A 24,454-nucleotide genomic window follows, 5' to 3' on the forward strand; every position below is an offset into this window, starting at 1 on the left:
AACAACTTGCAATTTTCAGACTGACACAGAACTGACGCTCTGAAGAAACTTCGCCGCAACATCTTGACGCCCACCTCGCCTGTACTTAGTTTGTTGGTTCAACAGACAAAGTCTGTGAGCGGCGTCACAGGAGCCGCGATTTCTCCTGTCGGGGGAGAAGGGGTGGGGCTCATGACGCTGTCCGAAAGCAGCCGGCCAGGCAGCGGTGTGGTCGCCGCCGATCACGTCTCGCTCCGGCGGAACAACCTGTCGGTGGTACTCCGGCACGTCCGTGCGGCGGGATCCCGCTCCCGCGCCCGGATCGCCGCCGACACCGGACTCAACAAGGCCACCGTCAGCAGCCTGGTCGCCGAACTGGTCGACCGCGGCCTGCTCCGCGAGGGCCAGGCAGAGGCCGGCGCGCTCGGCCGCCCGGGCCAGCTCGTCGAGCTCGACGGCAGCGGCGTCTGCGGCGTCGGCGCCGAGATCAACGTGGACTACCTCGCCGTCACCGCCCTCGACCTGAGCGGCGAGACCGTCACCCAGCGGCGCGTCCCGCTCGACGTCGCTCACCTCGACCCGGCGACCACACTCGACCAGTTGGCCGAGCTGATCCGCGAATCCGTGACCGCCGTCCTGGCCCGTGGTGGCCAGATCGCCGGCGTCACGCTCGCCGTGCCCGGCCTGGTCCAGAGCGCGACGGGTTCGCTCAAGCTCGCCCCGAACCTCGGCTGGGCGGAGGTCCCCGTCGTCGACGAGATGTGCGAGCGCCTCGGCGGTCCGGCGTACCCGGTGCGGGTGGACAACGAGGCGAACCTTGCCGCGCTCGCGGCGTACTCGGAGATCAAGGCGGCCACCGAGCCGGACGCCGACCAGGTTCAGGACATCGTGTTGCTGACCGGCGCCGTCGGTGTCGGTGGTGGCATGGTCACCGGTGGGCATCTGCTGCGTGGCGGTCATGGGTTCAGCGGCGAGGTCGGGCACATGCCGGTCGCACCGGCCGGCGGAACCTGCGGCTGCGGCCGTACCGGCTGCTGGGAGACCGTCGTCGGGCTGACCGCCTTGTTGAACAAGGCAACTGACTCGGACGACCCGGTCCGCGACCCGTCGCTGGATGTCGAGCAGCGGCTGGCCGAGATCACCCAGCGGGCCGAGGACGGAAGCGCCAGGACGCTGAAGGCGCTGGCCGATGTCGGCACCTGGCTGGGCATCGGCGGCGCGATCCTGGTGAACATCCTGAACCCGGACGTGCTCGTGCTCGGCGGCTACTTCGCGGTCCTCGGGCCGTGGCTCAAAGAACCGCTGGAGAGCGCGATCCGGGACCGCGTGATCGCGCCGGAAGGCGGCGGTTGCCGCGTCGTCCAGTCCCAGCTCGGCTTCACCGCCGCCGTCCGCGGCGGCGCGCAGATCTCACTCGACCAGGTTTTCCTCGACCCGACCCTCGTAGGTCGCGACACCGCAGGAGTAGCCCAATGACCGAGTATGAAGTCCCTGCCGCGGCAGGCGAAGACCTGCTTCGGATGACCGGCATCGTCAAGGAGTTCCCCGGAGTCCGCGCCCTCGACGGCGTCGACCTGGACATCCGGCGCGGCGAGGTGCACTGCCTGCTCGGCCAGAACGGCGCCGGCAAGTCGACCCTGATCCGCGTCCTCACCGGCGCCCACAAACCCGACGCCGGCACCATCCACGTCAACGGCCGCCTGGTCTCGCTGAGCACCCCGGCCGACTCGATGGCCCTCGGCATCGCCGCCATCTACCAGGAACTCGACCTCGTCCCCGACCTCACCGTCGCCGAGAACGTGTTCCTCGGCCACGAACCCGCCCGCTTCGGCCTGACCCGCCGGCACGAGGCGAACACCAAGGCCCGCGAACTGCTCAAGGGCCTCGGCCACGGCGAGATCCCGCCGGGCCGGACCGTCGGACTGCTGTCCGCGGCAGGCCAGCAGGTGGTCAGCATGGCGAGAGCGCTCTCCAGAAAAGCCCGGCTGATCGTGATGGACGAGCCCTCCGCGGTACTCGACTCCGAAGAGGTCGACAACCTCTTCCGGGTAATCCGCGACCTCACCTCGCAAGGTGTCGCGATCGTCTACATCTCGCACCGGCTCGAGGAGATCCGCGAGATCGGCGACCGGGTCACCGTGCTCAAGGACGGCGCCACCGTGGCGACCGGCCTCGACGCCCGCGAGACACCGACCGCCGAGCTGATCCGGCTGATGACCGGCCGCTCGATCGAGTACGTCTTCCCGCCTCGCAACGAGGTCGAGAACACCGCGCCCGTGGTGCTCGAGGTCGCGAACCTGTCCAGGCCGAGGGAGTTCGCCGACATCCACTTCTCGGTCCGGGCCGGCGAGATCCTCGGTCTCGCGGGACTCGTCGGGTCGGGGCGTTCCGAAGTACTGGAGACCGTGTACGGCGCGCGCAAGGCGGCGACCGGGGTCGTCCGGGTGGACGGCAAGGTGCTGCGGCCGGGACAGGTGCAGCAGGCTGTCAAAGCCGGAGTCGGGCTGGCGCCGGAAGAGCGCAAGAGTCAGGCGCTGTTGCTCGACGAGGCGGTCTACAAGAACATCACCGTGTCGAGCATGGGGCGCTTCGCCAGCGGTGGATTCCTGAACGGCCACGCCGAGAAGCAGGCCGCTGAGGAGTTGACCAAGGCGCTGGACGTCCGGCCGGCCGCGGTGGACATTCCCGTCCGCAACCTGTCGGGCGGCAACCAGCAGAAGGTCGTCCTGGCTCGCTGGTTGATGAGGGACTGCCGGGTACTGCTGCTGGACGAGCCGACCCGGGGTGTGGACGTGGGAGCGCGGTCCGAGATCTACGCGCTGATCCGCAAGCTGGCCGCCAACGGGGTCGCGATCGTGCTGGTCTCCAGCGAGGTCGAGGAAGTGCTCGGTCTGGCCGACCGGGTGATCGTGATGCGGGAGGGGCGGGCCGTGCACACGGGTCCCGCGCAGGACATCGACGAACACCAGGTTCTCGATCTGGTGATGGAAGGAAGTGCCGTGTGATGAGTGAGGAAGTCGCACGAACCCAGGATCAGCCGCCGCAGGTGCCGGCGACGCCGGGACCGGGGCTGCCGGCCCAGGCGGTCTCGACACCAGGCCAGGCGATGATCGACGTCGATCCGGCCGCGACGGGGCCACGCAGTGGCCGCTCCGGTGGCAACGGCGGGAACGGCACCGCGACCGTGCTGGGCAATCTGCTGAAGAGCGGGGCCGGCCGCAACATCGGGCTGGTGATCGCGCTGGTGCTGCTCTGCATCGTCGGCGTCGCGACCGCGGGGGACCGGTTCGCGAGTACCGCCAACGTGCTCACGATCCTGCGGCTGGCCGCGGTGATCGGTGTGGTCAGCATCGGGATGACGTTCGTCATCACCGGTGGCGGCATCGACTTGTCGGTCGGCGCGATGGTGGCGCTGGCGAGCGTCTGGGCGACCACGCTGGCGACCCAGCAGATGGCCGCCGACTACGGCTGGATCTTCATGGTCAGCACCGCCCTCCTGGTCGGCGCGGCGTGTGGCCTGGTCAACGGGGTACTGGTTGCCTACGGCAAGATAGTCCCGTTCATAGCGACCCTGGCGATGCTCGCCGGAGCCCGCGGACTGGCCGAGATCCTGTCCGACCGCAAGACCCAGATCATCAGCGTGAACACGTTCGTCGACTTCTTCGGCGGCAACCTGATCGGCATCCCGGTGCTGGTCTGGATGTTCCTGCTGGTCGCCGCGGCCGGCTGGGTGCTGCTCAACCGGACCACCTTCGGCCGCCGGACCTTCGCCGTCGGTGGCAACGCCGAGGCGGCCCGGCTGGCCGGTATCAAGGTGCAGCGGCACACCGTCGCGCTCTACGTGCTGGCCGGTCTGTGCTGCGGCATCGCCGCCGTGATGCTGATGGCCCGGACCACGACCGGCAGCTCCACCCACGGTCAGCTGTACGAACTCGACGCCATCGCGGCGGTGGTGATCGGCGGCACCCTGCTGTCCGGCGGCCGCGGCACGATCGTCGGCACCGTGTTCGGCGTACTGATCTTCACCACCCTGAACAACGTCTTCACCCTGAACAACCTGAGCATCTCCGCCCAGTCGGTGGCGAAGGGCCTGATCATCGTGATCGCGGTCCTCCTCCAGCAACGCCTGGCCGCCCGCGCCACCGCGCCCTAGCTGTAAAGCACGACAAACCCCTGTAAGAGCAGCATCATCTTCTGGAGGACAAGATGTCTGTACGGACCGCCCGATTAGCAGTCACCGCCGGCCTGGTCGGGCTCAGCTCGATGGCACTGATCGCCTGTACCAGCAACACCCCCGAGGCCGAGAAGACCACCAGCACCGGGACCCAGCAGGTCGCTGCCAAGGGCAACGACGAGCCGGGCAAGAAGGTCAAGATCGGCTTCTCCGCCCCGGCCGCCGACCACGGCTGGATGGGCGCGATCACCAAGGCGACCCAGGCCGAGGCGAAGAAGTACCCTGACGTCGAGCTGCAGGTCGCCGAGGGCACCAACGACGTGAACCTGCAGATCAGCCAGGTGGAGACCTTCATCAACCAGAAGGTCGACGCGATCGTGCTGCTCCCGTTCGACGGTGCCGCGCTGACCGCGGTGGCGACGAAGGCGATGCAGGCCGGGATCACCGTGATCAACGTCGACCGCGAGTTCGACAGCTCGTTCGCCGCCCGGACCACGGTGCTCGGTGACAACCACGGCATGGGCGTCTCGGCCGGCACCTACATCTGCGAGCAGCTCAAGGGCAAGAAGGACGCCGTGGTCGCGGAGATCGCCGGTATCGACTCGCTGCCGCTGACCCAGGAACGCAGCAAGGGCTTCAAGGAAGCGCTCGCCGACTGCGGGCTGAAGGTCAACAACCGGGTCGCGGCCGAGTTCACCGTCGAGTCCGGTGAGAAGGCGGCCACCAACCTGTTGCAGGCCGCGCCGAAGATCGACGCGATCTGGAACCACGACGACGACCAGGGTGTCGGCGTGATGGCCGCGATCAAGAACTCCGGCCGCAAGGAGTTCTTCGTCGTCGGTGGGGCCGGTTCGGCGAACGTGATGCGGGACATCAAGTCCGGCAACTCGTTGCTGAAGGCCACCGTCATCTACCCGTCCACCCAGGGCGCGGACGGCATCCGGCTGGCCCGCCTGCTGGTCCAGAAGAAGGCCCTCGGCGACCTGGTGGAGGTCGAGGTGCCGCGCGTGGTCCAGCTGTACGCGCCGGTCGTCACCAAGGACAACGTCGACCAGTACCTGCCGACCGCCTTCGAAAGCTGACAGAGGAGCATCACAGTTATGACGAACCTGGGCATCGGCCTGGTCGGGTACGCCTTCATGGGCGCCGCCCACTCACAGGCCTGGCGCAGCGCACCGCGCTTCTTCGACCTGCCACTGCAGCCGGACATGACCGTCCTCTGCGGCCGCAACGCGGAAGCACTGAACAAGGCCGCGACCAAGCTCGGCTGGAGCCAGACCGAGACGGACTGGCGCAAGCTGCTCACCCGCGACGACGTGCAGTTGATCGACGTCTGCACGCCGGGCGACAGCCACGCCGAGATCGCGATCGCCGCGCTGCAGGCGGGCAAGCACGTGCTCTGTGAGAAGCCGTTGGCGAACACCGTCGCGGAGGCCGAGCAGATGGCTGCCGCGGCCGCCGAGGCAGCGGCCAACGGGATCAGGTCGATGGTCGGGTTCACCTACCGTCGGGTGCCGGCCATCGGGCTGGCCCGCAAGCTGGTTGCCGAGGGCAAGCTCGGTACGATCCGGCACGTGCGGGCGCAGTACCTGCAGGACTGGATCGCCGACCCCGAGGCGCCGCTGTCGTGGCGGCTCGACAAGGAGAAGGCCGGCTCGGGCGCGCTCGGCGACATCGGAGCGCACATCGTCGACCTGACGCAGTACATCACCGGCGACCGGATCACCGAGGTGAGCGGTCAGCTGGAGACGTTCGTCAAGGAACGTCCGGTGGCTGCCGCGCACAGCGGACTGTCGGGGGAGGCCGGTACCGAGCGTGGACCGGTCACTGTCGACGACGCCGCGATCTTCCTGGCCCGCTTCGCGGAAGGCGCCTTGGGCGTCTTCGAGGCGACCAGGTTCGCCACCGGCCGGAAGAACGCGATCCGGCTGGAGATCAACGGCAGCAAAGGCAGTCTGGCCTTCGATTTCGAGGACCTCAACGAGCTGCACTTCTACGATGCGACGGAGCCGGCCGAGACGGCCGGCTTCCGCCGCATCCTCGTCACCGAACCCGTGCACCCCTACGTCGCCGCCTGGTGGCCACCCGGTCACCTGCTCGGCTACGAGCACGGTTTCACCCACCAAGTGGTCGATCTGATCACCGCGATCGCCGAGGGCACCGACCCCGCGCCCTCGTTCGCGGACGGCCTGCAGGTCCAGCGTGTGCTGGCCGCGGTCGAGGACAGTTCGGCATCCCGACAATGGCAGGAGATCCCCTCATGAACGCGTATACCCCCTCCAAGGACGACAAGTTCTCGTTCGGTCTGTGGACCGTCGGCTGGCAAGGCGTCGACGTCTTCGGTACCGCCGTCCGCGACCCGCTCGACCCGGTACTGGCGGTCGAGAAGCTCGCCGAACTGGGCGCCTCCGCGGTGTCCTTCCACGACGACGACCTGGTCCCCGACGACAGCACCCGTCAGCAGGTGCTCGAGCGGTTCACCAAGGCGCTGGCCGATCACGACATGGTCGTCGAGATGGCCACCACCAACCTGTTCAGCCACCCGGTCTTCAAGGACGGCGGCCTGACCGCCAACGACCGCGACGTACGCCGGTATGCGCTGGCCAAGATCCTGCGCAACGTCGATCTCGCGGCCGAGCTGGGCGCGAAGACCTACGTGCTGTGGGGCGGCCGGGAAGGCGCCGAGTCGGGCGGCTCGAAGGACGTCCACGCGGCGCTGGACCGGTACAAGGAATCGATGGACCTGCTCACCAGCTACGTGCAGGAGCAGGGCTACGACATCAGGTTCGCGCTCGAGCCGAAGCCGAACGAGCCGCGCGGTGACATCTTGCTGCCGACGATCGGCCACGCGCTCGCCTTCATCAACGACCTGGAGCACCCCGACCTGGTCGGTATCAACCCCGAGGTCGGCCACGAGCAGATGGCCGGGCTCAACTACGCGCACGGCATCGCCCAGGCGCTGTGGCACGGCAAGCTCTACCACATCGACCTCAACGGCCAGCACGGTCCGCGGTTCGACCAGGACCTGCGTTTCGGCGCCGGCAACCTGCGCGAGGCGTTCTGGACCGTCGACGTGCTGCAGGGCACGGCCGGCGGACCGGGGTACGACGGCTACGTCCACTTCGACTACAAGCCGCCGCGTACCGAGGACCTCGAAGGCGTCTGGGAGACCGCACGGGGGTGCATGCGCAACTACCTGATCCTGCGGGAGAAGGTGCAGGCCTTCCGCGCCGACCCCGAGGTCGCCGAGGCACTGGCCGAGGCGCGCATCACCGAGATCACCCAGCCGACCCTCGGCGCCGGTGAGACCCTCGAAGAGTTGCGCAAGGCAACGTTCGATCCCGATGCGCTGGCTCAGCGTGGTCTCGGGTTCGAGCGTCTTGACCAGCTCGCGATGGACCACCTCCTCGGCGTCCGCTAACAGCACCACCCCATCCCGGGCAGGGCAGAGCACGGGAACACGCAGTAGCTGAACGTCCGCAGTACCAGGGCCGAAAAACCCAAGGACCCGCCTTGGGAAACCGTATGGAGCGCGCGCCTTATCCGACCCATGAGGAGCACACCCATGATCCAGCTACGCAGGCACGGCACGCTTGTGCGTGCTCTCGTGCTCGCCCTGATCGCCGCGTTGGCGATCCCGTTGTCGGCGGTGACCGCCCAGGCTCATCCTGGGCACGGCGACGAGACCTTCAACGCGTTGATCTTCAGCAAGACGGCCGGGTTCCGGCACGACTCGATCCCGGCCGGGATCCAGGCGATCAAGGAGCTCGCGACCGAGAACGGCTTCACCGTCACCGCGACCGAGGACGCGGCGATGTTCAACGACACCGAGCTGGCCAAGTACGAGGTCGTCATCTGGCTGTCGACGACGGGTGATGTGCTCAACGCGGACCAGCAGGCCGCGTTCGAGCGCTACATCCGCAACGGCGGCGGCTACGCGGGCATCCACGCGGCGTCGGACACGGAGTACGACTGGCCCTGGTACGGCAAGCTTGTCGGCGCTTACTTCGACAGCCACCCCGCCGGTACGCCGAACGCGACCGTGAAGGTGGAGGACCACGCGCACCCGTCGACGGCCGACGCGCCGACGCTGTGGCCGCGGACGGACGAGTGGTACAACTACCGGACCAATCCGCGCGACACCGTGCACGTGCTCGCCTCGCTCGACGAGACGTCGTACACCGGCGGCAACATGGGCGTCGAGCACCCGATCGTTTGGTGTCAGGACTACGACGGCGGCCGGGCCTGGTACACCGGCATGGGGCACACGATCGAGTCGTACGCCGACCCGACCTTCCGCAAGGAGCTGCTCGGCGGCATCAAGACCGCGGCCGGCGTCCAGCCCGCCGACTGTGGCGCGTCGCTGAGCGCCAGCTACGAGAAGGTCACCCTCGACGACGACACCGCGAACCCGATGGAGCTGTCGATCGCCAAGGACGGCCGGGTCTTCTACATCGACCGCAACGGCGCCGTGAAGATCATCAAGACCGACGGCACCGTGGTCACCGCCGGAACCCTCGACGTCTACACCGGGCAGGAGTTCGGGTTGCTGGGGATCGCGCTCGACCCGGCCTTCGACCAGAACGGTTTCATCTACCTGTACAACTCACCGGCCGGCAGCGGGTCCTTCGACCAGGTGTCGCGCTACAAGGTCACCGGCGACACGCTCGACATGTCGAGCGCCAAACAGGTGCTCCAGATCAACACTCAACGCAATGAGTGCTGCCACGCCGGTGGAGCGCTCGAGTTCGATGGCGATGGCAACCTCTACATCGCCACCGGTGACAACCGGAACCCGTTCGACTCCGACGGCTACTCGCCGATCGACGAGCGGGCCGGCCGGTCCGCCTGGGACTCCCAGGGCAGCGCCGCCAACAGCAACGCCCTCAACGGCAAGATCCTGAAGATCCACCCGGAGGCCGACGGCACGTACACGGTCCCGGCGGGCAACCTGTTCCCGGCCGGTACGGCGAAGACGCGGCCGGAGATCTACGCGATGGGCTTCCGGAACCCCTTCCGGATCGGCATCGACCCGACCACCAACCACCTGTTCGTCGCCGACTACGGCCCGGACGCCGGCCAGGTCTCGCCGACGCGCGGTCCGGACGGCCGGGTCGAGTGGAACATCCTGGACAAGCCGGGCTTCTACGGCTGGCCGTACTGCGTGGGCAACAACACGCCGTACAACGACTTCGACTTCGCCACCAACACCTCGGGCCCGGTCTTCAACTGCGCGGCCCCGGTCAACAACTCGCCGAACAACACGGGTATCGCTCAGTTGCCCGCTGCTGTCCCGGCGACGATGTGGATGGGCAAGTCGACCACCGGCGTACCGGAGATCGGCGGCAGTGGCGCGCCGATGACGAGCGGCGCGTACAAGTTCGACCCGGACAGCGACTCGCCGCGCAAGTGGCCGAAGTACTTCGACGGCAAGGCCGTGTTCGCCGACTGGAACGACAGCCGGTTGTTCTCGGTCCAGCTGAAGGACGACCGCGCCGGTGTGGCGGACGTCTCGCGGATGTTGCAGAAGATGAACTTCATCCGGCCGCACGCGTTGCAGTTCGGACCTGATGGCGCGCTCTACGTGATCGAGTGGGGCAGTGGGTTCGGCGGCAACAACGCCGACTCCGGGATCTACCGGATCGACTACGTGCAAGGCAACCGGGCGCCGCTCGCGCAGTTCAGCACGGACAAGACGTCCGGGCCGGTGCCGTTGACGGTCGCGTTCGACTCGACCGGCTCGCGCGATCCCGACGGCCAGGCGGTCACGCTGGCCTGGGACTTCGACGGCAACGGGACGACGGACAGTACCGAGGCCAAGCCGTCGTACACCTACACCACCGCCGGCGTGTTCACCGCCCGGTTGACGGTGACCGATCCGGACGGCCGGACGGCGGTCTCCAACAAGACGATCACGGCGGGCAACACGGCGCCGACGATCACCGTGGAGGGGCCGGTCGACGGTGGGTTCTTCGACTTCGGCGACACGATCAAGTACAAGGTCACCGTCACCGATCCCGAGGACGGCACGATCGACTGCAATGACGTGATCACCCAGCCGGCCCTCGGGCACGACGAGCACGCGCACCCGTACGAGCAGTACCACGGCTGCACCGGGACCTTCCCGCTGCCGGGTGACGACGGCCACGTCGGGGCGAACATCTTCGGCATCGTGACCGTCACGTACACCGACAAGGGCGCGCCGGGCACCGGCCGGATCACCACCCAGAAGGTGGTCCAGCTCCAGCCGAAGACGCGCGAGGCGGAGTACTTCAGCGAGACCGGCGGTCCGGGTTCGACCGGCGGGGTGCAGACCGAGGACACCGGTGACGTCGCCGGTGGCGGCAAGAACATCGGCTTCATCGAGGACGGTGACTGGTGGAGCTGGAAGCCGACCAACCTGACCGGGATCAACCAGATCCAGTTGCGGGCGGCGTCTCCGGACGCGGGCGCGACCGTTCAGGTCCGGCAGGGCTCGCCGACTGATGGTCCGGTCGTCGCCACCATCGCGGTGACGCCGACGGGTGGTTGGCAGACGTACGGCAACTTCACCGCGGACGTGTCCGGGGCGTCGCTGACCAGCGGACCGCTGTATTTCGTCAAGACGACGGGTCAGCTGAACGTCAACTGGGTCAAGTTCATCGGCAAGGGCGTGACCGAGAACCAGCGCCCGAACGTGACCGTCAACGCGATACCGGTGCAGGGCAAGGCGCCGCTGAAGGTCGACTTCACGGCGACCGCGACCGACCCCGAAGGGGATCTGCCGCTGTCCTACCAGTGGAGCTTCGGTGACGGTTCGACTGGCACCGGCGCGACAGTCAGCCACACCTACACGACCTCCGGCACCTTCGACGCGACCGTCACGGTGACGGATGCCAAGGGCGCGGCCGGTACGTCGCACGTACAGGTGAAGGTGGACGCGAGTGCTCCGCCGACCTGTCTGACCGGTCGCTCGGACGGGTTCGAGGGCACGACGCTCGACACCGGCCGGTGGAACTCGATTGTCAGAGGCAACCAGGAACTTTCCGTGAGCAACGGCAACTTGGTCCTTCCGCTGACGGCGACCGACATCTACGGCACCGGCAACACCGGTACGCCGAACATCGTGCTCCAGCCGTTGCCGGCCGGTGCCTGGCAGGCGACCACCAAGATGACGTTGCCGGCCCGACGGGCCTACCAGCAGGCTGGATTGATCATCTACGGCGACGACGACAACTACGCGAAGATGGTGCTGCAGGGCCGCAACACGAGCACACCTTCGGCGGCGGACCGGATCTTCCAGTTCATCCGGGAAGAAGCCGGCGCGCCGAACGAGGTAGCGGCATCCAACACGGCCAACCTGGGTGCGGCGTACCCGGACACGGTCTGGATCCGGTTCACCAGCAACGGGCAGAACCTGCGGGCGTCGTACAGCGCCGACGGCGCGACGTTCGTGGACATGCCGGAGACGAAGCTGCTGGCCGGGATCAACAACCCGAGGATCGGCGTGTTCGGCCTCGCCAACCAGGCGGCGGCGCTGCCGATCTCGGCGCAGTTCGACTACTTCTCCATCACGCCGGACGACACGGCCGAGGTGCCCACCCCGGACGACCAGTTCGACGGCTCCACGCTGAACGCCTGCCGCTGGTCGGCGAGCGTACGGCCGGATGCGGCGCTCTACCGGGTGACCGGTGGCAGCCTCGAGATCGACACGAGCAAGGGCGACATCTACGGTACGACCGCCACGAACCCGAAGAACCTGCTGCTGCAGCCGGCTCCCGACGGTGACTGGACGATCGAGACCAAGGTGGACGGGTCCGCGTTCAACGAGGCCTACCAGCAGGGCGGCCTGATGGTCTACGGCGACGACGCGAACTACGTGAAGTTCGACTTCCTCACCTCCAACAGCCCTGGTGGCGCGGTGACCCGGGGGATCGAACTGCGCAGCGAGGTCAACAACGTCGTCCTCGATCCGCAGCCGAACGCATCGCCGGCACCCACCCAGGGTGTCTGGTACCTGCGGCTGGCCAAGGCCGGCACGAAGTACACCGGCTCGTACAGCGCGGACGGGTTGGAGTGGACGGCGCTGCCGCCCGTCACCAACACGGCGCTGAGCACGGCGAGCTTCGGGATCTACGCCTTCGGTGTCGACCAGGTCGCGTCGAAGACGGCGAAGTTCGACTACTTCAAGCTGGTCAAGGACAACGTCGCTCCGGAGGTCAGCCTGTCGGTGAACCCGTCGGCGCCCTCGGGCGACAACGGGTGGTGGAACGACGCGGTCGTCGCCACCGCGATGGCGACCGACAACCAGCCGGGCCAGCTGTACATCGAGCAGAAGGTCGATGACGGCGACTGGGCCGAGTACACCCACGCGATCAACCTCACCGCCGATGGCACCCACACCGTCCAGGTGCGGGCCAGCGACACCGCGGGCAACGTGTCCGAGCCGAAGTCGGTGACGGTCAAGATCGACCAGACCGCCCCGGCGACAACGGTGACCGGCATCCCGGCCAGTGGTGAACTCGGGGTGGCGAGTCTGGCCACCGTCGCGGCAACGGCCACCGATGCGCTCTCCGGTCTGGTGGGCGTGACGCTGACCATCGACGGGCAGCCGTTGGCGGCCAGCGGCAAGATCGACGGCATGCTGCTCGGCCTGGGCGCGCACGAGGTGATCGCCCGGGCGACCGACAAGGCCGGCAACGTGGCGGTGACGAAGGTGCCGTTCACGGTGATCGCGACGTACGCCGAGGCGATCGAGGTGGTCAAGCGGTACCGGGATGTCCGGACCCTGCCGCTGGACCAGACCGTGGTGATGAAGGTGCAACTCCGCGCGGCCGAACGCGAGCACGGCAAGGGCCGGCTCCAGGCGGCCCGGACCGCCATGGACGTCTACCTGGCCGAGGCGGCCAGGGTCACCGACGTACCGGCGCGGACGTTGCTCACAGCTGTGGGCCAGGACCTCAGGAAGAGGATCTGACCCGATGATCGTCGCCGTGCGAGCTCGCACCCTGTCCGACGCGGAGAGGCGGACAGGAGCTGTCGTGACCCGGGGTGGTTCGGCCCCGTCCCGGGTCACGGGAGAGCGTTCTCGCACGGTCGACGGGGGACCGGCCCGTCCGGTCCTGGTTCCCGGCGCCGCGGCCAGCGCTCCGGCCGCGGCGCCGGGAGCAACCCAGAAACCATTGTGTAGAAGGAGTTTGTGATGGCTCGACCGATCACCTTGTTCACCGGCCAGTGGGCCGACCTGCCGTTCGAGGAGGTGGCCCGGCTCGCGTCCGAATGGGGGTACGAAGGCCTCGAGATCGCCTGCTGGGGCGATCACCTCGACGTTCGCAAGGCGGCCGAGGACGACAGCTATGTCCGCAACCGCCTGGACGTGCTGGAGAAGTACAACCTGAAGGTCTGGACGATCTCCAACCACCTGCTCGGCCAGGCGGTCTGCGACGACCCGATCGACCAGCGTCACCAGGCGATCCTGCCCGCGCACATCTGGGGCGACGGCGATCCGGAAGGCGTGCGGCAGCGGGCGGCCGAGGAGATGGCCACCACCGCGCGGGCTGCCCGCGCGCTGGGCGTCGACGTGGTGGTCGGCTTCACCGGATCGTCGATCTGGAAGACCGTCGCGATGTTCCCGCCGGTACCGCAGGCGATGGTCGACGCCGGGTACCGGGACTTCGCCGACCGCTGGAACCCGATCCTGGACGTCTTCGACGAGGTGGGCGTGAGGTTCGCGCACGAGGTGCACCCGTCCGAGATCGCCTACGACTACTGGTCGACCACGGCCACGCTGGAGGCGATCGGCCACCGCGAGGCGTTCGGCCTGAACTGGGACCCGAGCCACTTCGTCTGGCAGGACCTCGACCCGGTCGGCTTCCTCTGGGACTTCAAGGACCGGATCTACCACGTCGACTGCAAGGACGCGAAGCGCCAGGTCGGCAACGGCCGCAACGGCCGGATGGGCTCGCACCTGGCCTGGGGCGACCCGCGGCGCGGCTGGGACTTCGTCTCGACCGGCCACGGCGACGTACCGTGGGAAGCCTGCTTCCGGATGCTCAACACGATCGGCTACACCGGCCCGATCTCGGTCGAGTGGGAAGACGCCGGTATGGACCGCCTGGTCGGTGCCGCCGAGGCGCTCCAGTTCGTGAAGTCCCTGGCCTTCGACCCGCCGACCGCCTCATTCGACGCGGCTTTCTCTTCCTGACCGAAGCAGGACTGCGCGCCGTGGCCGGTGTCCCGGGCCGCGGCGCGCAGTGCTGTTCGTTACTTGCCGATCTTGACCGACAAGGTGGTGCTGTTGTTGGCGGCCACCGGATCAGCGGTGGCCGAGCTGGCCGTGGCGGACGTGGTCACCACGCCCTTGCTGCCCTTGACCAGCAGATGGACGTTGAACGACCAGGCTGCTCCGGCCGCGAGTGACGTCGGCCGCTGACAGGTCAGCACCTGGCCCGCCTTGGCGCAGCCGGCCGTGTCGAACACGTAGACCGCGGCCTTGATGTCCGGCAGCCCGACGACCACCTTCGGCGGCTGGGCGTCGGACGGGCCGAGATCCGTCACCGTCGCGGTGTAGACGATCGTCGACGACGGCTTGTACACGTCCTTGTCGGCCACCAGCGCCATCCGCAGATCGGCCGACGTGCCGACCGTGGTCGAGGCCGATGCGGTGTTGTTGCCAGGTACCGGGTCAGATGTCGACGAGGTGACCGTGGCGCTGTCGGCGATGGAGCCGGCGGGAGTACCGGAGGCCACCCGGGTCAGGATGACCACGGTGGTCGGACCGCTGGCCGGAGCCATCGTGCCGAGCTCACACTCGACCTGCTTGGACGGCGGATCGACCGGGATCGTCACCAGCACACAGCTGCCGGATCCGGTCGTCACCGTCGCGGAGGTGAAGTCGACCGCTCCCGGCAGTACGTCGACCAGCTTGACCCCGGTCGCCGTGGACGGTCCCGCGTTGCTCACCCTGACCGTGTAGGTCAACGGCCGCCCGGCCAGTACCGGGTCGGGGCTGTCGACGGAGGTGACCGACAGATCGGCCTGGGCACCGACCTGCGTGGTGACGGTGTCGGTGTTGTTGCCCGAGTCGGGGTCGGCCGTCGTCGAGGAAACACTGGCATCGTTGTGCATCGCCCCGGTGAAGGACGAGTTGATGGTGGCGACGACCGTCATCGTACGGTTGCTTCCGGCCCCCAAATTGCCCAGCGAACAGGTGGTCGGCAGGGCCGGGTTGCCGGGCACTCCCGCAGTACAGGTTCCACCGGTGGCGGTCACCGAGACGACTGTGACCTGTGCCGGCAGGACGTCGCGGACGACGACGCCGGTCGCGGTCGAGGGTCCGGCGTTGGAGATCGTGCTCGTCCAGGTGATCTGGCTGCCCGCGGTCGCCGTGGCCGGTGCTGTCTTGTCGATGCTCACGTCTGCCGAGCCGACCACGTGCAACGTGTCGGAGGCAGAGTTGTTGGAGCCGTTGGTATCGACGGTGCCACCGCTGACCGTCGCCGTGTCGGCGATGTCCTGCGGCTCGTTGGCGCTCTCCCTGATCACGACGCTGACCTGCTGGCCCGAGGTGAGATCGCCCAGGGAACAGGTCGCCTGTGCATTGCCGGACTGGTCGCCCGCTGGTGTGGTGCAGGTGCTTGCCGTGGTGGACAGCTGGAACGTCCCACTCGAGCTCACGCTGTCGGTCACCTTGACCGCCCGCGCGATGGCCGGGCCGTTGTTCGTCACGGTGATGGTGCATGGGTACGACGTACCGGCTGCTGCCGGGCCGTCCGGCAGACAGTTCTTGGTCACTGCGAGGTCGGCTCGTCCGGTCGCCGAGGAGAACGCGTCGAGAACACCAGAACCGAAGGCGTTGTCGGGGCCGGGGGTACCTCGGTCGGTGGCATTGGCGTTGAGTACCGCCGTCAGCGCGGATGGAGTCAGCGTTCCTGGTCCACCCGCCGCGTCCAGTACGAGCGCGGCGACGCCCGCCGAGCTCGGTGTTGCCGCGGAGGTACCGAAGAACCGGCAGTCGCCTTGGGTCACGGCCGGGCAGCTGCCCGCGCCGAAGTTTCCGGCACCGCTCACCGAGACGCCGTCAGCCGCGGTGTAGGTCGGAGCGATGGCCGTTCGGCCTCCACCACCGAGCACACTCTGGTTGCTGCCCGCCGGTCCACTTGCGGGACACGGGTACGAGGTCGAGCAGACCGTAGTACTGACCAATGAGACCGGGCCCTGGCCGCTGAAGCCTTCCAGGCCGACCGTGGTCGGGTTCTGGTCCGTACCGGCGTTGACCGCGCCGGCTGAGGTCGCCAGGTCGGTGTAGTTGCTGTCGGGGTTCAGCGATCCGGCGTTGCCGGTGGCATCGACCGCACCGGCGCCACGCCAGCGCAGGTCGATCGTGGGCGTGCCCTTGGCTCCGGTTGAGCCGGTCACGTTGACCGCCAGCTTGACGGTGGCCGCTGTGGTGGCGCTGGGGTTGGTCCAGGAGGCCTGCTCGATCGTGTCGCCGCTGCCTCCACCTTGCGCGCCGGTACTGGTGGCCAGGCAGCTCGTACCGGCCGCGTTGAGGATGTACAGGTCGAGGTTGGTGAAGCCACCCGCTCCGGCCGAGGGGAAGATCGCCCGGGGCTCACTCCACTGCAGCGTCGAGCTGATGCTGTTGCCCGGCCCGACGGTGACGTCGAAGGTGGTGTCCGCGCCGTTGAAGGCGACCGTGTTCGTCGGAGCGACGACGCAGCCGGTGGGCGCTCCGCCGTCGGGGCCGGTGCCGGTACCGGTGGCAGGCACTCGTGGAGCGTGCGTGCTGTTGAGGTTTCCGGCCGACGAGCTGACCCAGACACCGGAGGCGGCCAGGATCTCGCCGTTCACCGCCGCGAGGCCCTTCTGGAAGGCCGGCTCGCTGTCGAACGGGATGTCCTCGGTCAGGATGTCGATCCCGGCCGCGGCCAGCGCGTTCTGGGCGGCCACGTGGTCGGTGACGCCGCTGCCGGTGGCGTGGAAGAAGAGGTCGGCGCCGGGCGCCATGTCGTGCACGATCTCCAGCATCGACGTGCCCTCATCGCCGGATCCCGTGGTCTGCACGGTCACTCCGGCCGGAAGATCTCCGAGTCCTTGCGCGACGCTCAGGTTGCTGACGCCGTCGGAGATGACACCGACGGAGACGCCGCCGCCGTCGAATCCGAGCGCCTGGGCTGCGTCGGCCCGATGCAGGGCGACGCCCTCACTGAGGAAGCTGCCCGCGTCCGGCGGCAGGCTCTCCGTCGGACGGATCGCGGCGACCCATCCCAGCGCCGCGACCTGCTCCACGCGGTCGTACGGGACCAGAGCGCGGAAGACGCCGGCGTTCAGCAGGGCTTTGACTCGCTGGGGTTTGACCCACTGGTCGGAGCCGTTGAGGATGCGCGCTCCGAGGCGCTGCAACTCAGCCCGCTGCTGGCCACTCACTGGGCCGAGAGCGTGTACTTCGAGGTCGAGGTTGGCGGCCGTGTCGACGGCCAGCAGTGGGTCGCTGAGCTTGGCGCGCTGGCCGGCATCCAGTCGGTGAGCCGCGCCGGCGGCCTTGCCGACACTGGCGATCCGCTGACTGACCAGCGACGGGATCTTCGAGGCCGACTCTGCCGCTGTACCGCTCGGCGCGGCGACCGCGGCGGGCTGAGCGAGCGCTGTGCCCGATCCCAGGATCATGAATGCGAAGAGCCCGGCCGCGGCTACTGCTCGTCGCGTCCGGGCATGACTGTAGTAGCTCATCGGTGTTTCCCCCTGTGTGTCCAGCCCCTGTGCTTCCCCAAGCACCTGTTCCCCGGGTCCCCCAGACTCAGATGTTTTCGACGGTGCTCGCACTCGCCAGGGCTGTCAAGGCCTGGTAGGGGGTCAAGGCAACCAATTGCCCGTTGGGGCAACTGGTGCCCCGGCCTGCGGCGCCGGTCCCTTTCCCCGGTCGCCGGCACCGCAGGAGTTCGGGTCAGATGGTCGGAATGGTCGGGCGTCCCGGGAGACGGTAGTTGTCGCCGAGGACCTGGCCGCGGTCAGGCTTGTAGAGGTCGAAGCCCTTGCCGTTGCACTGCAGGCCACCGTTGATGCAGTGGCTCACCAGGGCAGCCAGCGTGGGCGGGTCCCACGCGTTGAAGAAGTCGTAGTGCCAGGTGTAGCCACGACCGCTGGCGAAGCTGGTCCCGGCCATGTCACCACTGGCCTCGAACGAGATCTTGAACTCGAGCATCGGTACGGCGACCGGGTGGTCGGCCGGGCAGACGTAGTTGACCGGGTAGGCCATGTGGCTCTTGTGGTCGGCCGAGTCCAGGTTCACGCCGTCCCAGCAGCTCGGGGCCTGGTACCGGACGTTGACCTGGGTGCCGGGGGTGCAGTACGCCGGAATGTCCCAGCTCTTCGAGATGTCGCCGCACTCGAAGCCCTCGACCGCGCCGGGGGAGTTCTTGAACTGGTCCAGTGTCGCGCTCGGGCTGCCGACCACGAACCGGATGCCCGGCGGGAACGGACGGACGTCCTGGTACCGCAGGATGCCCGACTTGTAGTAGATGGTCTGCCGCCAGGTCTGCGGCACCGGGTCGTTGTTGCGGAACATCGTCGGCCACCAGTACGCCGACAGGTCGTCGGGGTTGAGACAGGTGGTCTGGCCCGCGCCGGCCGCGGTGAGGCTGTTGAGCGTGCTGGCCGCGTTCGTCGTGGCGTTGCCGACGAAGCTGTGCTCGTGTGAGGCACCCGGCATGTTCGGGAACACGATCGGGTCGTTGGTGGCGCGGTGGTGCACGTTGCAGTTGACCTGGAACTCGTGGTGCGTGACCAGGTCGTCGGCTTGCGCCTCGGAACCGGCCACGGCGGCGAGCGCCGAGGCGATCAGGACGGCGGCGATGCCGCCTGCGGACAGGGCTGTTTTCCTTCTGGTGAACACGGATCTCCTCCTGTTCGGGGGATTCCGCGGGGGCGGTAGGTGCAGGCAACCCGCGGTGGGACATCGCGGGAGAGCGCTCTCTGGGACAGCCTCTGCCGGGCTGGTTCAGCTGTCAAGTGCTTGTTGGTTCCGGAACCGGCTGAGCGTGACGAGGCGTTGACAAGGCGGTAAGACGGGGGCAACCATCAGAGCGCGAGAGAGCGCTCTCTGACTTATCCGCCCCCTGCTCTCCGCACTCCAGCGAAGGAGTACCCGTATGGACTTCGCGACCCGCCGCGTCCGGCTGATCGCCGCCGGCGTCGCTGCAGCCGTTGCGCTGCTCGGCAACGTCGTACTACTGGCTCAACCCGCGCAAGCGGCCACCCTGCTGTCCCAAGGGCGCCCGGTGACGGCCTCGTCATCGGAAGGCGCCGGTACTCCGGCCACTGCCGCAGTGGACGGCGATCTGAACAGCAGATGGTCCAGCGTCTGGCAGGACAACCAGTGGCTCCAGGTCGACCTCGGCGCCACCGCGACCATCAGCCAGGTCGTACTGCGCTGGGAAGCGGCCTATGCGAAGGAGTACCGGATCGAGGTCTCCGGCAACGGCCAGGACTGGAACCCGATCTACAGCACGACGACCAGCCCCGGTGGCAACGAGACCCTCAACGTCAACGGCAGTGGCCGGTACGTGCGGATGTACGGCGTCAAGCGCGCCAACGGCTACGGCATGTCCCTGTACGAGTTCCAGGTGCTCGGTACCGGGGGTGGCAGCGGCCCCCTGCCGGGCACTGGGACCGTCCATGTCTCCGGTAGCCAAGGCAACTGGCAACTGGTCGTCAACAACGCTCCCTGGCAGGTCAAGGGCCTGACCTGGGGTCCGCCCGCCTCGGAGGCCGGTGCCCGACTGCCTGCCCTGAAGGCGATCGGCGTCAACACCGTGCGTACCTGGGGGACCGACGCCTCCTCCAAGCCGCTCTTCGACGCTGCGGCTGCGAACGGCATGCGAGTGATCGCCGGTTACTGGCTCCAACCTGGTGGTGGACCCGGCAGCGGCGGTTGCGTCAACTACGTGACGGATGCGACGTACAAGGCGAACATGCTCGCCGAGATCCGCCGCTGGACCACGGAGTACAAGGACAACCAGGGCGTGCTGCTGTGGAACGTCGGCAACGAGTCTGTGCTCGGGATGCAGAACTGCTTCTCCGGTACCGAGCTCGAGAACCAGCGGATCGCCTACGCGAAGTTCGTGAACGAGGCGACGGTCGCGATTCACGCGATCGATCCGAACCACCCGGTCACGTCGACCGACGCGTGGACGGGTGCCTGGCCTTACTTCAAGCAGTACACGCCCGACCTGGATCTGCTTGCGGTCAACTCCTACGGGCACATCTGCCAGGTCAAGCAGGACTGGATCAACGGCGGCTACAACAAGCCGTACATCGTGACCGAGGCCGGTCCGGCCGGCGAGTGGGAGGTGCCGAACGACGCGAACGGCGTACCGAACGAGCCCACGGACATCCAGAAGCGTGACGGCTACCTCGCTGCCTGGAACTGCATCACTGGGCACACCGGCGTCGCGCTCGGTGCCACGCTGTTCCACTACGGCGTTGAGGACGACTTCGGCGCTGTGTGGTTCAACCTGACGCCCGGTGGTCTGAAGCGGCTTTCGTACTACGCCGTGCGGCAGGCCTTCGGCGGTGCGGGCGGCGGGAACACGGCTCCCGTGATCAGCAACATGACGTTGAGCCGTACGACGGATGTGCCGGCCGGCGGCACGATCAGCGTGACAGTGAACGTGTCCGACCCTGACGGGGACGCGCTGACGCACGAGTTCAAGGTCGGCGGCAAATACATCGACGGCAGCGGCGCTCTGGTCGGTACGCCGTCGAGCGGGAACGGGCCGTTCACCGTGACGGTGCCCGAGCGGCTCGGGGTGTGGAAGCTGTACGACTACGTCCGCGACGGCAAGGGCAATGTCGGGATCGAGACGAGGTCGTTCCGGGTGGTCGCTCCGCCGGTCCAGGGCACGAACATCGCCCGTGGCAAGCCGGCGACGGCTTCGTCGTACCAGCAGGTCGGGAACGGCGCGCCGTACCCGCCGTCGAACGTGACGGACGGGAACAACACGACCCGCTGGGCCAGTGACTGGTCGGATCCGCAGTGGGTGCAGGTGGATCTCGGTTCGGTGCAGTCGTTCGACCGGATCCAGCTGATCTGGGAGGCGAGCTTCGCCCGGTCGTACCGGATCGAGGCCTCCGATGACGGCAACAACTGGCGGCCCGTCTACACGACTGCTGATGGCAACGGCGACGTCGACAACATCGCCTCCGGTGGGTCCGGGCGGTATGTCCGGATGACCGGGACGCAGCGTGGTACCGGCTGGGGTTATTCGCTCTACGAGTTCGGGATCTATCGCAACTGACCAACTGACTCGGGTACGGCGGCCTGTGGGCAGCGGGCCGCCGTACCTGTGGATATCTCGATGAGGGGGAGAGCTTGACGCAGCTACGATCCGGTGCCATGAACAGCAATCGGCCGACTCTGGAAGACGTCGCCAAGGCGGCCGGCGTCTCCCGTGCCACCGCGTCGCGGGTGATCAACGGGGTGGTGACCGTCGATCCCGCGATGCAGTCGAAGGTCGAGGCGGCGGTGCGGACGACGGGCTACGTGCCGAACACCGCGGCCCGGTCGCTGGTCACCCGGAAGGCGGGCGCGATCGCGCTGGTGATCTCGGGCTCGGACGGCTCGGCCGAGCAGGTGCTGGGCGACCCGTTCTTCGGCCGGATCACCTCGGGTGTTGTGCGGAGCCTGCTGCCACGCAAAGTCCATCCGACCTTGGTGCTGGCCGACTCTGACGCCGCACGGGCGGACGCGGTCAGCTACGTCCGCCAAGGCAAGGCGGACGGCGCTCTACTCGTCTCCACCCACTCCGACGACACCCTGCCCGGCCTGTTCGTCGACGCGGGCATCCCAGCCGTCCTCTTCGCCCGCCCCGGGCGGGACATACCGATCAGCTATGTCGACCTGGCCCACGAACGAGGCGCCGCCCTGGCCGCCGACCACCTGGTGGCCCGAGGCTGCCGCCGAGTCGCGACCATCGCCGGCCCGAGCGACGTACCAGCTGCCCAGGACCGCCTCACCGGCTTCCGCCACGCCATGGCCCGCCACGGCCAGGCCTACGTACCCGTTGCCAAAGGCAACTTCACCCGCGAAAGCGGCGAACAGGCAATGCTCGAACTCCTGACCGCCCACCCCGACCTGGACGGCATCTTCGCCGCCAACGATTTGATGGCCACCGGCGCCCTGAAAGTCCTCCAGTCCCACCACCGCGCCATCCCCGCCGACGTAGCAGTAGTCGGCTTCGACGACAGCGAACCAGCCCACTCCACCCGGCCCCAACTAACCACCGTCGCCCAACCAGTTGAAGAAATGGCCGCCGAGATGGCCCGCATCCTCCTCACCCACATAGAAGACCCAACCCTCCCACCCACCTCAGTAATCTTCGACCCCCACCTGGTCCCCAGAGAATCAGCCTGACCAAGACCAAGACCAAGACCAAGAACAAGTCCTACACGAAGCGGCCGTTCGTGCAGCACTTCCGGATCAGCGCGGTTCGCGGAGGTGGGTCCGAGGCTCGGATGGGTCTTCGATCACGTGCCGAGGTGGGTCAGTTCATGAGGTCGGCGGACTGGGCTTGGAGCCAGGGGATGGCTGCTTGGTGGGACCAGCGGTTGACCTCGGTGGCCAGGGCTTTGGAGGCAGTGACGTTGCCTTCGTCGCGGGCTAGTACTGCGAGCAGTACCTGCTGGGCCAGCGCGCCGAGCAGGTGGCCGACCTTCTGGCGGAGCTCGGTCGAACGTTCCCAGTGGACGCGGGCCAGCGCGAGGTCGCCTGAGGTGTGGGCGTGGTCGCCTAGGTGGCGGAGTGCCAGCGAGATCAGGAGGTCGTCGCCGGAGCGTTCGCCGAGGTCGAGTGCGGTCGTGTACGCGGCGAAGGCGGCCTCGGGTTGTTCCAATAGGTTGTCGGCGATGACGCCCGCATAGAAGTGGGCATGGCCGGAGCGGCTGTCGTCGGGAGCGGTCTTGGCGAGCTGGTTGGCACGCTCCGCCAGGTCGGCGCCTTGGCCGGCCCCCAGACCAGCGCCCAGACCATCACGCTGATCCGCCCCCAGATCAGCGCCCAGGTCGGCGCCGAAGTCGAGCCCCTGACCGGCGCCCTGACCGGCGCCGAAGTCGAGCCTCTGACCGGCGCCCTGACCGACGCCGACAGCGGCGTCGGCATTCGCGCCGGACGCGGACTCTGACGCGGACTCTAGGTCGGGGGCGGAGTTGGGCGCGGGGTGCCGGTCTTGGAGTGCTGAGCCGTACTCCTGGCGCAGTTGCAGGAGCGTGAAGTCCCAGCCAATAAGGGCATCCGGGGTCTCGGAGAGCGCTTCCGCCAGTGCGGCGAGCCGTGCGTCGGCGTGGTCGGTTTGTTGGGCGAAGTCCTGGTCGACTGCCACCTCGGCCAAGGCGGCCGCCAGTGCGAGGCGTTCCTCGGTTGTATCCGCTCGAGCGGCTGCGAGGAGTTGGGTGGCGTCGTCCCAGCGTCCCGCTCGCATCAGCGAGAGACCGGACCGGATCAGGGGAGAGAGCGCGATCTGTGTCATGGGTTGGAGAGTATTTCGACGTCGAAAGGTTTGACAACAAAGCTTCATCGGCTGAATCATTCGGCTGGTGAAGGACTCGATCGACGCGCACGTGGAGTTGTGGAGCCGAGAGCTCCCGGACATGGATCTCCGGGTGGAAGGGATTGCCACCCGGTTGCAGGCGCTCGGGCGCTACCTCGACCGTCGGCGGGACGCGGTACTGGCTGAGCACGGTCTCCAGTGGTGGGGGTTCAAGACGCTCCACATGCTGCGCCGCGGTGGAGCGCCGTACCAGTCGACACCGGGCCGGCTCGCCACCCAGCTCGGTCTCTCGCCGGCCGCGATGACGAATCGGCTGGAGGCGCTCGAGAAGCTGACGTACGTCGCCCGCCACCACGACCGCGACGACCGCCGCAAGGTAGTCGCCACGCTCACCGCCCCCGGCCTGAAGATCTGGCAGCAGGCCCTCGGCGACATCACCCAGGTCGAGGTCGACCTGGTCAACCAACTCCCACCGGCCGACCAGGACCAGCTGACCAACCTGCTCCGAATCCTCGTCCATTCAACCGAACACCCCTGAGCACACCGCCCCGCACGAATGCTGCTGCGAGGGGCGAACTGACGAGCCGGCATACCCAGCAAGCGCGCTTCCCCGGCTGCCGCCGCGCCGTCGAGCAGGCGAGCCTAGCTATCGCGGTTTGCTGGTTGCGGCCGCGCTGTCGAGCGGGTGGGTCGGCTGTCGGGGTTCGCCGGAGGGAGCGGGGTGCGGCTCATCGCTGGCCGCGGCGTGGTCCTCCGGGTCAGCCGAGCTCGTCCCTCC

General features: G+C 68.0%; 14 protein-coding genes. 11 read left to right on the forward strand and 3 right to left on the reverse strand.

Annotated features, from left to right (window positions below; all coding sequences use genetic code 11):
- Positions 1-171: 171 nt before the first annotated feature.
- From ACIA12_RS03430 to ACIA12_RS03465, 8 genes are all read left to right on the forward strand, one after another.
- Positions 172-1,455: an ROK family protein gene (locus ACIA12_RS03430; RefSeq protein ID WP_396365197.1), complete on the forward strand. Its 1,284-nt coding sequence runs from the start codon at positions 172-174 to the stop codon at positions 1,453-1,455.
- Positions 1,452-2,984, forward strand: a complete 1,533-nt coding sequence (locus tag ACIA12_RS03435; protein WP_396365198.1) for a sugar ABC transporter ATP-binding protein — start codon at positions 1,452-1,454, stop codon at positions 2,982-2,984. The genes ACIA12_RS03430 and ACIA12_RS03435 overlap by 4 nt, the downstream gene beginning before the upstream one ends.
- Positions 2,984-4,132, forward strand: a complete 1,149-nt coding sequence (locus ACIA12_RS03440; RefSeq protein ID WP_396365199.1) for an ABC transporter permease — start codon at positions 2,984-2,986, stop codon at positions 4,130-4,132. The genes ACIA12_RS03435 and ACIA12_RS03440 overlap by 1 nt, the downstream gene beginning before the upstream one ends.
- A 53-nt stretch (positions 4,133-4,185) precedes the next feature.
- Entirely contained in the window at positions 4,186-5,235 is a 1,050-nt protein-coding gene (locus tag ACIA12_RS03445) for a substrate-binding domain-containing protein (protein ID WP_396365200.1), read from the forward strand.
- Between the two features lie 18 nt (positions 5,236-5,253).
- Positions 5,254-6,417 (forward strand): Gfo/Idh/MocA family protein, encoded by a 1,164-nt coding sequence (locus tag ACIA12_RS03450; RefSeq protein ID WP_396365201.1) that lies wholly within the window; start codon positions 5,254-5,256, stop codon positions 6,415-6,417.
- Positions 6,414-7,574, forward strand: a complete 1,161-nt coding sequence (gene xylA, locus ACIA12_RS03455) for a xylose isomerase (protein ID WP_396365202.1) — start codon at positions 6,414-6,416, stop codon at positions 7,572-7,574. Before ACIA12_RS03450 ends, xylA begins: the two co-directional genes overlap by 4 nt.
- A gap of 144 nt (positions 7,575-7,718) precedes the next feature.
- The gene (locus ACIA12_RS03460; protein ID WP_396365203.1) at positions 7,719-13,109 is read left to right on the forward strand and encodes a ThuA domain-containing protein; all 5,391 of its coding nucleotides are present in this window, start codon (positions 7,719-7,721) and stop codon (positions 13,107-13,109) included.
- Positions 13,110-13,334: 225 nt separating this feature from the next.
- Positions 13,335-14,336, forward strand: coding sequence for a sugar phosphate isomerase/epimerase family protein (locus ACIA12_RS03465; RefSeq protein WP_396365204.1), 1,002 nt, complete (start codon positions 13,335-13,337; stop codon positions 14,334-14,336).
- A 59-nt stretch (positions 14,337-14,395) separates the two neighbouring features.
- On the opposite strand, the gene ACIA12_RS03470 is transcribed toward ACIA12_RS03465, so the two are convergent.
- Together ACIA12_RS03470 and ACIA12_RS03475 are read right to left on the reverse strand one after the other, a co-directional pair.
- Positions 14,396-17,863, reverse strand: a complete 3,468-nt coding sequence (locus tag ACIA12_RS03470; protein ID WP_396365205.1) for a hypothetical protein — start codon at positions 17,861-17,863, stop codon at positions 14,396-14,398.
- A 214-nt stretch (positions 17,864-18,077) separates the two neighbouring features.
- Entirely contained in the window at positions 18,078-19,025 is a 948-nt protein-coding gene (locus ACIA12_RS03475) for a DUF1996 domain-containing protein (protein WP_396365206.1), read from the reverse strand.
- A gap of 256 nt (positions 19,026-19,281) precedes the next feature.
- On the opposite strand from ACIA12_RS03475, the gene ACIA12_RS03480 reads away from it, so the two are divergent.
- Complete coding sequence (locus tag ACIA12_RS03480; protein ID WP_396365207.1) at positions 19,282-21,429, forward strand: discoidin domain-containing protein; 2,148 nt, start codon at positions 19,282-19,284, stop codon at positions 21,427-21,429.
- A 98-nt stretch (positions 21,430-21,527) separates the two neighbouring features.
- Positions 21,528-22,544 carry a LacI family DNA-binding transcriptional regulator gene (locus ACIA12_RS03485; protein ID WP_396365208.1) on the forward strand — a complete coding sequence of 339 codons (1,017 nt, stop codon included), beginning with the start codon at positions 21,528-21,530 and terminating at the stop codon, positions 22,542-22,544.
- Between the two features lie 130 nt (positions 22,545-22,674).
- Here the strand turns inward: ACIA12_RS03485 and ACIA12_RS03490 are convergent, their stop codons facing one another.
- Positions 22,675-23,655 carry a hypothetical protein gene (locus ACIA12_RS03490; RefSeq protein WP_396365209.1) on the reverse strand — a complete coding sequence of 327 codons (981 nt, stop codon included), beginning with the start codon at positions 23,653-23,655 and terminating at the stop codon, positions 22,675-22,677.
- 67 nt (positions 23,656-23,722) lie between these two features.
- On the opposite strand from ACIA12_RS03490, the gene ACIA12_RS03495 reads away from it, so the two are divergent.
- A complete protein-coding gene (locus ACIA12_RS03495) occupies positions 23,723-24,214 on the forward strand; it encodes a MarR family winged helix-turn-helix transcriptional regulator (RefSeq protein ID WP_396365210.1) in 492 nt (163 codons plus the stop codon).
- Positions 24,215-24,454 lie beyond the last annotated feature (240 nt).

Origin of the sequence: Kribbella sp. NPDC051620, from assembly GCF_044453825.1 — a bacterium.
In the GTDB taxonomy this organism is placed as follows: domain Bacteria; phylum Actinomycetota; class Actinomycetes; order Propionibacteriales; family Kribbellaceae; genus Kribbella.